The following is a 15,727-nucleotide window of genomic DNA, read 5'->3' as shown; positions in this document are numbered from 1 at the left end:
GCTACTTGTAGAGTAATTTGTACCCATTTATTATAATTCAGTAGTAATTCCTACTATCTTCACATTTTTTTCTTCGCCACTTAATACTTTATATTGTATTTCAACTTCAAATTTATCAGAAAAGCTTAAATCTATATATTGATATTCTTCTTTTTCATCTTTACTTTCTATTATCCCCATACTTAAAGCCATTGAATCTTTGGTGAAATGTAATTCATATAAACACTCTTCAATTTGAAGTAATTCTTTTCTAGAAAAATTCACAACATTTCTTAAATTCTTAAATTCAAAGATAAATTTATCAAAAAATTCGTTCCAATTTTGATAAATTTCATTTCTTTTGATATCTTCTTTTTTATGTACTTCAAGCTTCTTTTGATTATAAGCCGTTATCAACTTGTCTGTATCCAGTTTGAGTTGTTGAAACCCAATAGCAATTTCTTTTATAGCTTTTTCTTTACTTTCTATTAATTTAATATTGTCTTCTATTAGTTGCTTTTTATATGCATATTCTATCTTAATATCCGAAATCTTATTATTAATGTCAATTGTATCAAATTTAACTGTTTTAAAATCTTCCATTAATACTTCTAAATCTTCTAATATTACATTTTCCATTTGTTCTTTAATTTCGATTAATTTCTCTTCCTTAGATTTCTTCATCACTTGTAACTTAGTACCTATTTTTTCTAAGTCTAATATATCATCTTCTGATTGATTTTTATCTTTAACTGCATTATTTAATATTTTATTTTCTTTTTTTAAATTATTTTCTATGGAATTTATTTTATCTTGGCATAATTCCATTTCATTTTTTAACTTTAATAATTCTTCTTGTGATTTCCTTAAATCTTCTTCTCTTTCTATTATTTCAACATCCTTTTCACTATCTATAAAGCTTGGAAGTAATTCCTCTTTTGGAGTGAACTCTCCTCCGTAAGCTTTTACTGACATCCATATAAGCCTTGAAAAATGTTGTCTATCTACCTTTTTCCAAACATTTAATAATGTGAATTTTTCAACATCTACTGACTGCAAAAATTCTTTCTTTTGATCTTCATCCATATTCTTTATAATTTCTTCTATGTCTTCAGTAGTTTCTTGTAAATCAACGAAGGGCTGGTCATTTATATATTCCTTAGCTTTCCCTTTAAGTTTTTCATTATACTTTAAATAAATAGTATTAGCTTTTTGGCCTGGTGTTGAATTTTTATAAAGTTTATATAATTTAGCTGACTCTTCAATTATTTCCACTGATAGTGCATCTTCTGATTCATTTTCTGAACCACTTTTAGTTTTTTCCCTAAGAATATTAAATAATCGTTCTTCTAATTCCTCTCTTGTGCACTCTATCAATTCTTCCTTTTTTTCATCAATTAACGTCCACAATTCCTTTACTTCTGGTTCTTCAATCATAGTATTTTTTCCAAGCTTGCTTCCTAAAAAATTAATTATACTTATAGTCTTTTTCTTAGCCTTTTGTAAAATAGGCTTTGATATATTAGTTATGTTCATAGCCTCAAGTAATGCAATTTGTTCAATTATATCGTTATCTGAAATTTGTCTAAGTCCATCAAAAATATTAGGCATAGTTATCTCCTTCTATATAAATGAAATGCGTATAAATTATACCATATTACTACTCTATTTTAAAGTTCTTTAAATATTATGACATTATTCTTTATAAAATTATAATAACTTCAAATTTGATATATGTATAACATCCCTTATGCTATTTAAAATAAAAAATAAACTAGCAAAATTATTAAGTTCTATTTTGCTAATTTATTATTATTTTTGTTATTGTTATTACGAACCTATAGATTTATAGTGCCTTACTCCAATTTTCCATAAAACATAAGCTAACACTATAAAGAGTATGGCACATACAGGTGATATCATATATAAAACCTTATTTTCATTTACTCTATCAATTAGATAAAGATAAGGATAGTAGTTTACGAAAGCTAAAGGTATTATAAAAGTAAAAAATTTCAATACCCAGTCGCTATAAATATTTAGTGGATACTGAGCTATTTCCCGTCCCCCATCTGTAAAAATATTCATAAATTCCAAGCCTTCTATTGTATAAAAACATATGGTTGCATATATCATAAATAGCGAAAAGAATAAACATACTCCACCTATTATCATAAGTGTTAATGTGAATATTTTTTCCCATGTCCATCCTACATTGCAGGTAATTATTCCATATATAAAAATAACTATTGCTTGAATCAATCTTCCTATTCTTGAGAATTCAATTTTACTTCCTAAGACTTGTATAATTTCATTTCTAGGTCTTAACATAATTCTATCAAATTCTCCATTTGATATTATAGCTGAAAATCTATCAAAGCCTCTTCCAAAGCATTCTGCTAAGGCAAATGAAATAAATATTGTGCTAAAGCATAGAAGTACTTGATTAAAGGTATAACCCTCTATATTTCCAAATCTATCAAATAAAAAATACATACACAAAAATGAAAATACTGTTGTCATCCCTTGTCCTATAGTCGTTAATAAAAAGGAGGTTTTGTACTCCATAGCAGATTTTAAATGAATTGAAAAGTATTTAAAATATAATCTCATAATCTAACCTCCCTGAACTATTACTTTCTTCATTGCTTTCCCCATAATTAATTTTCCGATTAGAATTAATGCTACTGCCCAAAATAATTGAAGAATTATCGCATTTACTGCTTCATTACTTGGGATTCCTCCTGTATATATTCTAAATGGAGTATTTTGCATAGCTGCAAATGGAGAAAGATAAATATATTTTGTTAAATATTCAGGAAGTAACGGTAGCGGGACAAGTCCTCCTGCAAAAAAATCTGCAATCATTACCATTGTCATTCTAACACCTACAGACGATATAGTGAAAAATGTAAAGATATAAATTAGCATGCTATATCCAACAACTACTATGGTGCCAAGTATTACAGCGATTAAAAATAATATAAAAGAATATATAGAGGGTGGCATACTAAATTTATATGTTTCTGGCAAAAATGAAGCAATTATAAGTATAGGAAAACATCTTAGCATAGCTTTAGATACTCTTATTGCACAACTTTTTACAAACCACATGTTGTAGACATCTAAAGGTCTGCATACTTCATAAGCAACATTTCCACTAGAAATTGCTTCAAATATATCATTATCTAAGAACCAAGTCATAAATAGAGCTAAAAAACTCTGTTGAAGCCATATATAACTAGAAAGTTCTGAAATATTCATATTAGCAGCTTCCGGATTACTTTTATAAAAGCTATGATAAAGCATTATATACATAAATCCCCAAGCCAGCTGAGTAACTATTCCTGCATAAGCCGCCGCTCTGTATTGAAGTCCATTTATAAATCTTATCTTAAAAAAGCTCCAGTAACCCATCATATCTTGTACTCCTTATAAAGCCCTACAACAACATCTTCCACTGTAGTTGAACTTACCTGAACATCGATAATATTTACTTTTGATGATAAGTATCCAATACTTTCTGAAACTGAAATTATATTTGTATCCACTCCTATAACTGCTCTGCCATCATATTTCTCACTAATTTTTAAACCATTACATATTTGTTCTAAATCACCATAATAATTAAGGGTTATTGTTCTTTCTTTATTAAATTTTTCTTTTAAATCATCTAATTGTCCATCTAAAAGAACTCTTCCTTTTCCTATTAAAATTATTCTTTTTGTTAGTGCCTCTATATCTTGGGTATCATGAGTGGTAAGAATAACTGTTGTTTTTCTTTCTTTATTAATATCTTTTATAAATTCTCTTACTGAAATTTTAGATATGGAATCTAACCCTATAGTAGGTTCATCTAGAAATAAAATTTTAGGGTTATGAATCAAGGATGCTGCAATTTCACACCTCATTCTTTGTCCTAAACTTAATTGACGCGTTGGTACTTTTATTATGTTTCCTATATTAAGAAGTTCTGTAAGATTCTTAACATTCTTTTTATATTGATTTTCAGGCACCTTATAAATATCCTTTATAAGAGTAAATGAATCTACTACAGGTACGTCCCACCAAAGCTGAGATCTTTGTCCAAAGACTACACCTATATCCCGTACATGGTTAATTCTATCTTTCCAAGGAGTTCTTCCATTAATAATGCATTGGCCTTTATCTGGATTTAAGATACCACTCATAATCTTTATCGTAGTACTTTTCCCTGCCCCATTTGGTCCGATATATCCAACCATTTCTCCTTCCTCAATCTTAAAAGATACATTGTCTAGAGCTTGTACTATCTCATACTTTCTATTGAATAAAGCTTTTACAGCTTCACTAAGCCCTTGATTTCTTTTGTAAACTTTAAATGTTTTCGATAGATTTTTAACTTCTATCATTAAATAACACCTCCTTAATTTATTGGGTGAAATGCTTATGAATTATACCATATTATTTCTAATTTTTAAAGTTATTTCATATTTTGTTATAGTATAATTTACACCATTTCATATTTTGTTATAGTATAATTTACACCATTACAGATTTTATATAGTCTCTACATAAAAAATCATGCATAAAGCATAGAAAATACGCTTTATGCATGATTATTCTTTATAAAAACTATTAATATTTTGATCATTAAATACTTTAAAAATAAATTAAATCTTCTTCTAATTTTTCAATCATTTTACAATTATTAACTGCTATAAAAGGAATATATCTTTGTTGCTGCTCTATAAACTTTCTAGAAATTATACCCTCAATTTCAACCCACTTTTTGTCTTCAAGCTTCATAGGTTTCTTAGTTTGACATAAAAGTCCTAAAAAAGAAATATCATCTTCACAGCAAGTCATTGCATTTCTGCCAAAGGCGAAAATATTTTTAGGATATTTAGGGTTTGTTCCTACAATCCCTCTCATTTTTATGCTTTTACCTTCATATTTTTCTGGTATTTCTGTTACATCTAAATACCATGCACCAAAATCATAATCATTAAATTCAATTACAGGAGCATTTATATCAAAAGGTAACTCTAATGGTCTATCATCGATTTCGCCATTTTCTAATTCAAAAATCATATTTGTTCTTGCATTAAGAGCCTTTACAATATTTCTAAATTTCAATTTATTTGTATTTTCGTTGCAGCGATTAAATATAATTAAATCGGAATCTTTAAATTGATCTATTAATAAAGACTTCATATTATTCATATAAGATTCAAAAGTAGATGCATCAATAGTAGTTATGACTTGAGCTATTTCCCATCCTTCAGGAAATTCTATATTACCTATAATGTCATTTTCCCACATACCATTATATTCTATTATGATTTTGCTTGGTTTATGTTCTTTATTACATTCTATTAAAAATGAACTAGTAAAGTCTTCTTTACTTTTAACATTAACTAACGTCACGTTATTTTTATTTAAAAAGCTATTTTCATATTCTTCTATACCATTTTCACATACAATTAAAGTAATATTTTCTCCTTCTACAAATTCTGGATCATTAAATATTTCTTTAACAAAAGTAGATTTTCCACTTTCTAAAAAACCGGTAATAAGAAAAACTGGTACATCTTTCATAAATTTGTTCCTTCCTTTTTCTAACTGTATATGTTAGCGCTTATATCTATCTTGTTCTATATTTCTTGCTCTATATTAAATAATTTTTCTATTTTTCTTTTATTAAGATTTGTCCCTATAACACATAATTTTCCTGTATAATCAGAACCGCCAGCACGTACTTCATATTCTCCTGGCACTAAATCAAAATTAATCCAGCCGCCTTCTTTTGAGGGTATTATACCCTTTGCACGTAATATAACTCCATAATCAGAGGATTCTGCTAAAGCTCTTAATATATCATTTATTTCTTCTTCAGAATATTTTTTAGGAGTTTCTATCCCCCAACTTGTAAATACATCATCTGCATTATTATCATGGTGGTGACCATGCTCATTTCCGCAATCACATTCAGTATTGTGATTATGACCATTATGTTCATCACAACTACATTTTTTCTTATTATTGTGCTGATGATTATTACAATTACATTCTTTATCATGATGGTGTTCATGATTACTACAACTACATTCTTCATTATTATAATTATGTCCAGGAACACTACAACTACTATCTTTACTATGATTATGTTCATGGTTACTGCAGCCAAAGTCTTCATCATTATGAAGCACATCTTCATGTTGCTCTCTTGTTTCATTTAATAAATCTTTTTCAAGTGAATTTCCTTTTTCCATTGCTAAAAGAATTTGTTTTCCATTAATTTCTTCCCAATTCGTTGTTACTATAGCTGCTTTTTTATTATGTTTTCTTATTTGAGACACACATAGTTCTAACTTTTCTTCTGAAAGCTTTTGAGAACGGCTTAAAATAATAGTATTAGCATTTTCAATTTGATTATTAAAAAATTCTCCAAAGTTCTCCATATACATTTTGCACTTTATGCCATCAACAACTGTAGCAAAACTATTAAGAACTATATCAACTTCATCTTTTACCTTTTCTACTGCTTTAATAACATCTGATAACTTCCCTACCCCTGATGGTTCTATTATTATACGCTGTGGTGAATATTTAGCTATAGCTTCCTTAAGGGCAACTCCAAAATCACCTACTAAAGAACAGCAGATACATCCTGAGTTCATTTCAGTAATTTCAATTCCTGAATTATTTAAAAATCCGCCATCAATTCCTATTTCACCAAATTCATTTTCAATTAACATAAGTTTTTCGCCTACAAAAGCTTCTTGTATTAACTTCTTAATCAAGGTAGTTTTCCCTGCTCCAAGGAATCCTGAAATTATATCTATCTTTGTCATATATATCCCTTAATGGGCAGTCATATAATTTTTACTAAACCCACTAAAGTATTCACTTCCTTTCCATTTATATATTTTATATGCCTCATAAATTTAGTTAACTTATTAATAATTTCATTTATATCTCAGCACCATTTTCAGTCAATATCTTTTCAATATACTTATTTTTGCATAAATAAAGTGGTGTATGTCCTAAGTTATTTCTTGAATTTACATCAAATCCGAGAGAAATAAGTACTTTTAAAAACTCTTCAAAAGTTCCTGTAGTATAGTTTAGATAATCATCATGTAAAATAGTATTTTTATATTTATCAGTATGATTAATATTTGCTCTATGTTTCACAAGAAGATTTAAAAGTTCTACAGAATAGCTGAAATTACAGTAAAATACAGGAGTTTTTCCTGCTATATTCTCAGGGTTCGTTTTAGCACCTCTATCTAATAATAATTCAACGACGTCCATTTTCGGATTTATTCTTGCACATACTCTATGCAAGGGTGTCTCTTGTAGATAGCTCTGACAACTATTAATATCTGCTCCGCTATTTATTAAAAATTCTATTACTTCAAAATAATTGTTTTCACAGTTATCTATAGCAAAATGAAGTAAACTCTTACCGTCATATCTTCCATTAACATCCGCTCCATTTGCTATGAAACTTTTAAGTTCATCTAAATTACCTTCCTCTATTATTAACGAAATCGATTTTTCTCTTGGTCCAAATAAAATATCATAAATCTTCATAGTAATTAACACCCCCAAACTCTATTTAAAATCTAGATTATAGAAATTATTGAGAATAGTTCCCATTCATGTATTCCACTTTTATCCTACGCTTAAAACTCAACACTGTCAATAATGGCTTTATCAAATAGTATTGAATATAATCAAGTTCATTATAAAAATTACTTCTTAAACAATTTATATTATTAATTTTTAAACATGTAAAATTTTATTTTAAAACCAAAGCATTAACTATTAAATTTAAATTCTTTGTACAATTTCCAAGTTTCTTCTTCCCATCTATAAATTGTAACATTATCAAAAAAACATTGAAATTCGCAAGGATACTTCTGAATATAATCCCAAATCTTATTATACAAAAATTTTAATTTTTTCGATGCTAATGTAACATGAAAAATTTTATTTTTGCCATCTTTTTCTTCAAAATTAATGTATGATATTGTACTCATATTCTCAATTAACTTATCATGAACAGCTTTAGCTTCCTTTGACATATTTACTTTCATATATACTACTCTGTCGTCAAAATGATCATACCCCGCAATACTAAAAGGTTCAGCTTTAGCATTCTTAGTAAACTTTTCAAGAATATCATTTAGCTCATCGATTTCTCCCTTATGTTCAAATGGTGCTTTTATAGTGAAATGAGCTGGCATCTTAGAGGATTTTGCATTTAAATTTTTTAATAGCTCTTTTCTCAAGTTATTATTAAAATCTCCTGCTTCACCTTTTACTACACATACTATTACATATCTCATAATTATTGTCTCTCCTTCAAATAACCCTATTTATCTCATCTAATAAGTTTAATTTTAAATAATATTCTCTCCATATTTTAGAAAATCAATACTAATTAATTTTTAATTAAAGAAGGTATGTATTAATGAATGTGGAATTACACATATTATATAAGAATTTTGTATATATGTTGTAAAATAAATTTGAATTTAAGCTAATTGGCGTTATTTATTTTTACAAGAAATTAGAATTTTATAATATACGAAATTTATTTATTATAACTTTAACACATATTTCTTTTAATTGTTTATATTTTTAATAAGGAGTGATTATTATGCTTGAATTTAAAGAAGATATTAAGAAATTTTATTTGGGTGATAATTCACAAAATCCAAAGGCTGAAGTAACTTATGTAGATTATAACGAAGACACAATTATAATCAATCATACCTTTGTATCAAATGAATTACGTGGACAAAATGTAGGTAAGAAATTAATTAAAAGAGTAGTAGATTTTGCAAGAGAAGAAAACAAAAAAGTAATACCTCAATGTTCATTTGCAGAAAAAGAATTTATTGAAAATAAAGAGTATGAAGATGTATTATTTAAAGAAAACAGTTAAAGATTACTGGTAGATAATTTTTACACAAAATTATCTACCATCTTTTTGTGTGACTACATACAATTTTCAATATGAATAGATTTATTTAAGAAAAACAAAGCACTGCAATCCTTCAAATAGTAGAAATCATCCCAAAAACTATCATTATGATTCCTCCAAATAAGTTACTTAAAAAGATTTAAATTCATATTTTTTTTAATAATATCTAAATATTTCTGTTCTTAAATCTGTGTTTTAAATTACCATCCAAGGATTGTCCTTATTTTCATTAAATAAAATACAACTTTTTATTGAATTTTCAATCATATCACTAACTGCTTGATCAGTGTAAAATGCTGTATGAGGAGTTACAATAACATTGGGGAAAGAGTTTAATATTGCTAAGTTTTTATTACTTAATATTTGTCCTTTTAAATCCTTATAATACAATCCTGTTTCATGCTCTATTACATCTAAAGCAGCTCCTCCAACTTTACCATTCTCAATTGCTTCAATAAAGTCATTTGTATTTATAAGAGATCCTCTTGCAGTATTTATAATATAAACTCCATCCTTCATTTTACTCAAGGAATCCTTATTTATCATATGGTAATTACAATCTGTAGCTGGCATGTGTAAAGTTATAATATCACTATTTTTAAATAGGTATTCTAACTCAACATATTTGCTATAAATTCTTACATCTTCTTGTTCATATATATCATGTGCTAATATAGTGCATCCAAAACCTGAAAGATGTTTAATTACAGTCCTTCCAATTTTACCAGTTCCAATCACACCAATAGTTAAATTAGGTAATTCTTTCCCTTGAATACCAACTAAAGAATAGTCCTGAACATTGTTGCTCTCCATAATAAGCTTCATTTTTCTAGTTGCCATAAGAATCATCATAATAGTATAATCAGCTACACTATTGGGAGAGTATGTTGTATTTCCAACATGAATTCCAAGTTTTTTAGCTTCATTTAAATCTATATGATCATATCCAATGGTTCTTGTTGATATGAATTTAACTCCAAGTTCATGAAATTTTTTAACTAATTCACTATCTATTATTGTAGTGATTATACTTATACAATCAAAACCTTTAGCTAATTCTGCGGTTTCCATCTTAGGTGATTTTCCTGTTAAAACCACTTCTACATTATATTTTTCACTAAATTCCTTAAAAAATTTTGTTTCATCTTTTCTGTGATTATAAGCCAAAACTTTCATTTCTATACCTTCTATTCTAAAATATTTCACTTAATGCTATTATATCATTTTTAAGATATATGCAGAAAATATTTAAAGCAAAAACAACCATCAAAATCACTATTTTAAATTTTGATGGTTTTGTATTTTCAATATATATTGTAAAATAATCTATATTAATAATATATAACTTCAGTTCAATATCTATGAAAAAATTAAATGCCTATATATGTTATGATAACTAAACTAAATTAAATATACTTAATTACTGTATCTGTTTTTAATATAGCAAATTAATTAAATCTTATATATAAAATTTTTAAATTTATAATTAAAATGGTTCCTTTTTTGATACTGGAAGCAATAATCCTGTTTTTGTTAAAACCGGTCTTATAGCATTATAAATAAAGTTTACTAATACTACAGATACTACTGCATTAATAGAAGTTGCAAATAAACTCATCTTTGCCAATATAGCTGCTATTTGCTGAGGTTGTCCAAGAATGTATTGTTTATAGAAATATCCAACAATCGGATCTAAAATGACATTGAACCCTAATCCACAAATTGAAGCAACAATACTCCATTTAGCTATATATTTTTTATCATTGCTTTCATCTATTTTTGCAAATTTATGAGCAACTAATCCTGTTACTAAACCAATACATAATTTCAGAACAAAAGTCTTTGGTGCTCCTATAGCATATGTAGGATCAATTAAATCTGATATTGTCATTCCTATAGCGCCTGAAAGTCCGCCATACCATCCCCCAAGAAGCAAAGCTGCTAATACACAAAAAGCATTTCCAATATGTAATGAAACTGCATCTCCTCCACTTACTGGTATTTTTATTGAAAGAAAAGTAAATGCAACAAAGCATAGTGCTGAAAGTAATCCTGTCTGAACTAATTTTAAAATCTTTGAATTATTATTTTCCATATAATAGCCCCCTATAAAATATTATTCTTATATGTAAATACTATGTAATTATAGCATCAGAAAAATATTGTAGCAATTGTATGGATACATATCTATCACTTCAAATTCCACTGCAAATTAGATTACTATATTCTGAAAACAAAAAACATGCATAAAATGATTACTTTTTATGCATGTTTTTATTTTTCAATAGATTTTATAATTTTTTTAAACCAAATTTATATACTCTCATTCTTTTTTACTTAATAATTTTTCAATCTCACCAGGAGGAAGTGGTTTGCTAAAATAATAACCTTGAATATAATCACAATCTCTTTCTTTTAGAACTGAAAGCTGATCTTTTGTTTCTACCCCTTCTGCTACAACTTTTAACTCCAAGCTGTGTGCCATTTGAATAATATTATTAATAATTGATTCTTCCTTTTGATTTGAAGTAATATTATCTATAAAAGATTTATCAATTTTTAAAGTATTTATTGGAATCTTTCTTAAATAACTCAATGAAGAATATCCTGTACCAAAATCATCAAGTGCAATTCTAATGCCCATATCCATTAGTTTCTTTAATATGCTTATACTAGAATCAAGTGATTCCATAAGAACTGTTTCAGTAATTTCAAGTTCAAGAATCCTTGGATCAATGGAAGTTTTATTAATAATTTTTTTAACGTTTTCCAAAAAATTTGCTTGCTGTAAATCAACTGAAGAGATATTAACACTTATACTTTTAAATTTATATCCTTGCTTTAGCCATTTTACACTTTGTTTACAAGACTCTTCAATTACCCATTGTCCTAATTGAGTTATATATCCGCATTCTTCTGCTATAGAAATAAATTCTAATGGAGATATAAACCCTAATTCTTTACTATTTAATCTAAGTAATGATTCAAATCCAAATATTTCATTATTTTGCACATCATATTGAGGCTGATAATTAATGCTCAACTCATTATTTTCAATTGCTGTTCTAAGTATTCTTTCAACACGAGTCTTTCTCTCTAATTTCAAATACATATCTTGATCAAATAATACAAATCGATTCTTTCCTAGTTCCTTTGCTTTATACATAGCCGCATCTGCATTTTTTAAAATAGTATTTGAATCTATTCCATCCTTTGGGTATAAAGCTATTCCTATGCTTACTGTAATATAAATCTGCTTTCCATCAATTTTACAAGGCTTATTAAATAACTTTAAAAATTTTTTAGCATAAAATTTTGCTTCTGATTCATTAGCATTAGGATGAAGTAATATAAACTCATCTCCGCCTAACCTACATATAATATCTTCTTCATTTATCCAATTTTCAAATTTTTGGGCTAAATATATTAATAATTTATCCCCGTAATCATGGCCCATTGTATCATTTATATTTTTAAAATTATCTAAATCTATAAAAAATACAGCTCCCTCTAAATTTTCACTTTTTACGAATTCTAATTGTTCATTTAAATTGTTAATAAATGAAGTTCTATTTTTAAGTTTAGTAAGAGAATCATAATAAGCCATAAATTTTATTTTTTCTTCTGAAAATTTTCTATATGATATATCTGTAACAGAACCTGCAAGCTTTATAGCTTTATTTTCAGAATTCCTCAAAGCCATTCCTCTAGCAAAAAGCCACACATAATCTCCATTGTTTTTTTTAAATCTAAATTCTGATTTATAAACATCTATTAAATTATTAATATGATCTTGAAATTCTTTAAATGATCTTTCTACATCCTCCGGATGAATTTTTTCCCCTAAAAACCTTAATATATCAATATCTTTATATAATTTATAACCTGTAATATCATATAATTTATCCGATGCAAAAAATTTTCCTGTAACTAAATCTAATTCCCAAATCGAATCATTAACACATTCTAAAGCCAGTTTGTACCTTTCCTCACTATTTTTCAGTGCTTCTTCATTAGAGGCCAGTTCATCATATTGGGCTCGAACTGCTTCTTCAGTTGCTAATAATTCTTCATATACAGCTGACAATTCATCATAATTTGAACTCAATTGCCCAATCATTAGGTTGAAAGATTCACCTAATTCACCTAATTCATCATTAGTATTAATATTAGCCTTAACTGATAAATCTCCCTTTCCAGCAGCATTCATTAAAGGAGTTAACTCTGCAATTGGTTTAGTTATCCTTTTTGTAACAATAAAACTAAAACCTATTGCAAATAACAGTGAAAAAAGAGTTATTACACTTATTAAATAACCAATTTCATCTACGTTATTTGTAAGTTCGCTCTTTTGAATAACTGATGCCATTTTCCACCCTGTATAAGGAGAAGTACAAACACTTACTAAGACCTCTTCTCCATTAATTATAGTTTCAAAATTTCCCTTATCTCCATCTGTGAATTTGTTATAATTTTGAAAGAAATTTTTCGAATATCTCTCTGTTTCTTTAGTTCCGTTCTCGATTTTTAGCTCTGAAATATTTTTGAAGTTTAAATTAGTATCTGGATGAGCTAATATTGTACCATCTTTTAGGAAAAGAAATATATATCCACTATCACTAACTTTAGTATTCTTTATCATATCAGATAAATTTTTTAAACTTATATCTATCCCCATTACTCCTACAATATTTTCAGATACATCTTTTATAGCCGTAGAAGCACTTATTATTACATTATTACTATTATCAATTGCAGAAATATACGGATTTGAAATTATTACTTCATTAGACTTTTCTAAGGCAGGATTGTACCATGGTCTCTCTCTCGGATCAAATTTACTTGCACTTAATCCATCTGGCCACTGAACATAACCTCCCCATTTAGTTCCAACATATACATAGGTTGTTCTTGGATGAGTCGTCCCATAATTCTCAAGTTCATTATAAATAGTCCCTTCTATTCCGAGGCTTTGTTTTGAGTATTTGGGATTTAACTCAATGTTTGGTATGTTAAATAAAGCTGATATTGATTGATCAGCTTTTTTTATTTCATAAGAATTCCCTAAAAATTCAGTATCTTCCTTTAATTGATTAATAATATTATGGAAATTATCATCTATAAGTAACATTTGAGATTTTGCATTTAAATATACATGATTTTTTAATGAATTATATATATAATTATAAGTAATTAGCGATATTGGAATCGACGTAACTAATATAATTGCTACAAAATATATAAATATTTTTAGTCTAAAAGTAAACCTCATATCCAACTCTCCTCAAATCTACCATTTTATATGTTTATGTGTTAATAATAAACTCTTAACATATATGTTGTAGTTAACAATTTACAATCAACAGTTAACAGTTAAGGATGAAATACCTTTGAAATTCTTAAAATTTAATTGTGAATAATGTAAAATCTACATTAATTTTAATATTCTTTATTTGAAAACGATTATAATTTTATCAAAAATACTAATCTTTAATTATACATTTTACCATTTATTCCACTGTTTTTCAACATTTTTAGATATTTAGTTTGTATAAAAAACTAATTCCATTAGATTTTGATAGCGCCTTGTCCTTTTTAACTATCTTGAAAAGTTCTAAATCTAATAAAAAATTTCCCAAAACACGGCTAATTAAACCTTATCTTGGGATTATGATATTTAATTTATAGCATATGTATTTATGACATGATACAATAATACATTAGTACTCATAATTTAATAATAATTATGCTCCAATAGTTGCAAGTATTATTGCTTTGATAGAGTGCATACGATTTTCGGCTTCATCAAAGACTACTGATTGCTTTCCTTCAAAGATTTCATCTGTAACTTCTAATTCAGACACTCCAAATTTCTCTCCTACTTCTTTTCCAACTTTAGTTTTTAAATCATGATAGGCAGGTAAACAATGCATAAAAATTGCATCTTTATTAGCATTATTCATGACAGTTTTATTTACTTGATATGGAAGTAATACTTTTAGTCTGCTTTCCCAAACTTCATCTGGTTCACCCATTGATACCCAAACATCAGTATAAATTACATCCGCATTTTTAGTTCCTGCTTTAACATCTTCAGTTAAAGTAATACTAGTTCCATTTTCTTTTGCAATTTCTTTGCATTTTTCTACTAATTCTTCAGCTGGAAATAATTCTTTAGGTGCACATGCAGTGAAATTAAGTCCCATTTTTGCACAAGCTACCATTAAAGAATTTCCCATATTATTTCTTGCATCACCCATGTAAACAAAATTAATTCCTTTTAATCTACCAAATTTTTCTTCTATTGTTAAAAGATCTGCTATCATTTGAGTTGGATGGAATTCATCAGTTAATCCATTCCAAACAGGAACTCCAGCATATTTAGCTAATTCTTCAACAGTTTCTTGGCTAAAACCTCTGTATTCTATTCCATCATACATCCTACCAAGAACTCTTGCTGTATCAGCAACACTTTCCTTCTTGCCCATTTGAGAACCTGCTGCATCTAAATATGTAACACCAAGGCCAAGATCACTTCCAGCTACTTCAAAGGAACATCTTGTTCTTGTAGATGTCTTTTCAAATAATAAAACTATATTCTTACCTCTTAATTTATCATGTAAAATTCCAGTTCTTTTTAAAGTCTTTAATTCTTTAGATAAATCTATTAAATACCTTATTTCATTTGGTGTGAAATCTAATAATTTCAAAAAATTTCTTCCCCTTAAATTTACTGCCACTTTTATTCCCTCTTTTCATTTCTAATAA

The 15,727-nt window shown here is 27.3% G+C and carries 13 protein-coding genes; 1 reads left to right on the top strand and 12 read right to left on the bottom strand.

Going from position 1 to position 15,727, the window contains the following annotated elements; all coding sequences use genetic code 11:
- Positions 1–30: 30 nt before the first annotated feature.
- From CLPUN_RS10165 to CLPUN_RS10130, 8 genes are all read right to left on the bottom strand, one after another.
- The gene (locus tag CLPUN_RS10165; protein ID WP_077847170.1) at positions 31–1,590 is read right to left on the bottom strand and encodes a hypothetical protein; all 1,560 of its coding nucleotides are present in this window, start codon (positions 1,588–1,590) and stop codon (positions 31–33) included.
- Between the two features lie 219 nt (positions 1,591–1,809).
- Entirely contained in the window at positions 1,810–2,592 is a 783-nt protein-coding gene (locus CLPUN_RS10160) for an ABC transporter permease (RefSeq protein ID WP_077847169.1), read from the bottom strand.
- A gap of 3 nt (positions 2,593–2,595) precedes the next feature.
- Positions 2,596–3,399, bottom strand: a complete 804-nt coding sequence (locus CLPUN_RS10155; protein ID WP_077847168.1) for an ABC transporter permease — start codon at positions 3,397–3,399, stop codon at positions 2,596–2,598.
- A complete protein-coding gene (locus CLPUN_RS10150; RefSeq protein ID WP_077847167.1) occupies positions 3,396–4,370 on the bottom strand; it encodes an ABC transporter ATP-binding protein in 975 nt (324 codons plus the stop codon). The genes CLPUN_RS10155 and CLPUN_RS10150 overlap by 4 nt, the downstream gene beginning before the upstream one ends.
- Before the next feature lie 250 nt (positions 4,371–4,620).
- Complete coding sequence (locus CLPUN_RS10145) at positions 4,621–5,559, bottom strand: TIGR03943 family putative permease subunit (protein ID WP_077847166.1); 939 nt, start codon at positions 5,557–5,559, stop codon at positions 4,621–4,623.
- A 56-nt stretch (positions 5,560–5,615) separates the two neighbouring features.
- Positions 5,616–6,815, bottom strand: a complete 1,200-nt coding sequence (locus tag CLPUN_RS10140; RefSeq protein WP_077847165.1) for a CobW family GTP-binding protein — start codon at positions 6,813–6,815, stop codon at positions 5,616–5,618.
- A gap of 118 nt (positions 6,816–6,933) precedes the next feature.
- On the bottom strand, positions 6,934–7,560 hold the full coding sequence (locus CLPUN_RS10135) for an ankyrin repeat domain-containing protein (RefSeq protein WP_077847164.1): 627 nt from the start codon (positions 7,558–7,560) through the stop codon (positions 6,934–6,936).
- Between the two features lie 227 nt (positions 7,561–7,787).
- Entirely contained in the window at positions 7,788–8,318 is a 531-nt protein-coding gene (locus CLPUN_RS10130; protein ID WP_077847163.1) for a 2'-5' RNA ligase family protein, read from the bottom strand.
- Positions 8,319–8,632: 314 nt separating this feature from the next.
- Here CLPUN_RS10130 and CLPUN_RS10125 point away from each other — a divergent pair, with 314 nt between their 5' ends.
- A complete protein-coding gene (locus CLPUN_RS10125; protein WP_077847162.1) occupies positions 8,633–8,920 on the top strand; it encodes a GNAT family N-acetyltransferase in 288 nt (95 codons plus the stop codon).
- 234 nt (positions 8,921–9,154) lie between these two features.
- On the opposite strand, the gene CLPUN_RS10120 is transcribed toward CLPUN_RS10125, so the two are convergent.
- The 4 genes from CLPUN_RS10120 to argF form a co-directional block, all read right to left on the bottom strand.
- Positions 9,155–10,135 carry a D-isomer specific 2-hydroxyacid dehydrogenase family protein gene (locus CLPUN_RS10120; protein ID WP_077847161.1) on the bottom strand — a complete coding sequence of 327 codons (981 nt, stop codon included), beginning with the start codon at positions 10,133–10,135 and terminating at the stop codon, positions 9,155–9,157.
- 310 nt (positions 10,136–10,445) lie between these two features.
- On the bottom strand, positions 10,446–11,054 hold the full coding sequence (locus CLPUN_RS10115; RefSeq protein WP_077847160.1) for an ECF transporter S component: 609 nt from the start codon (positions 11,052–11,054) through the stop codon (positions 10,446–10,448).
- Between the two features lie 228 nt (positions 11,055–11,282).
- The gene (locus CLPUN_RS10110) at positions 11,283–14,231 is read right to left on the bottom strand and encodes an EAL domain-containing protein (protein WP_077847159.1); all 2,949 of its coding nucleotides are present in this window, start codon (positions 14,229–14,231) and stop codon (positions 11,283–11,285) included.
- Between the two features lie 472 nt (positions 14,232–14,703).
- Positions 14,704–15,699 (bottom strand): ornithine carbamoyltransferase, encoded by a 996-nt coding sequence (gene argF, locus CLPUN_RS10105; RefSeq protein ID WP_077847158.1) that lies wholly within the window; start codon positions 15,697–15,699, stop codon positions 14,704–14,706.
- Positions 15,700–15,727: the final 28 nt, after the last annotated feature.

The sequence above is a fragment of the Clostridium puniceum genome (genome assembly GCF_002006345.1).
GTDB classification, from domain to species: Bacteria; Bacillota; Clostridia; order Clostridiales; family Clostridiaceae; genus Clostridium; species Clostridium puniceum.
This window is presented reverse-complemented; position numbering and strand designations above follow the sequence as displayed.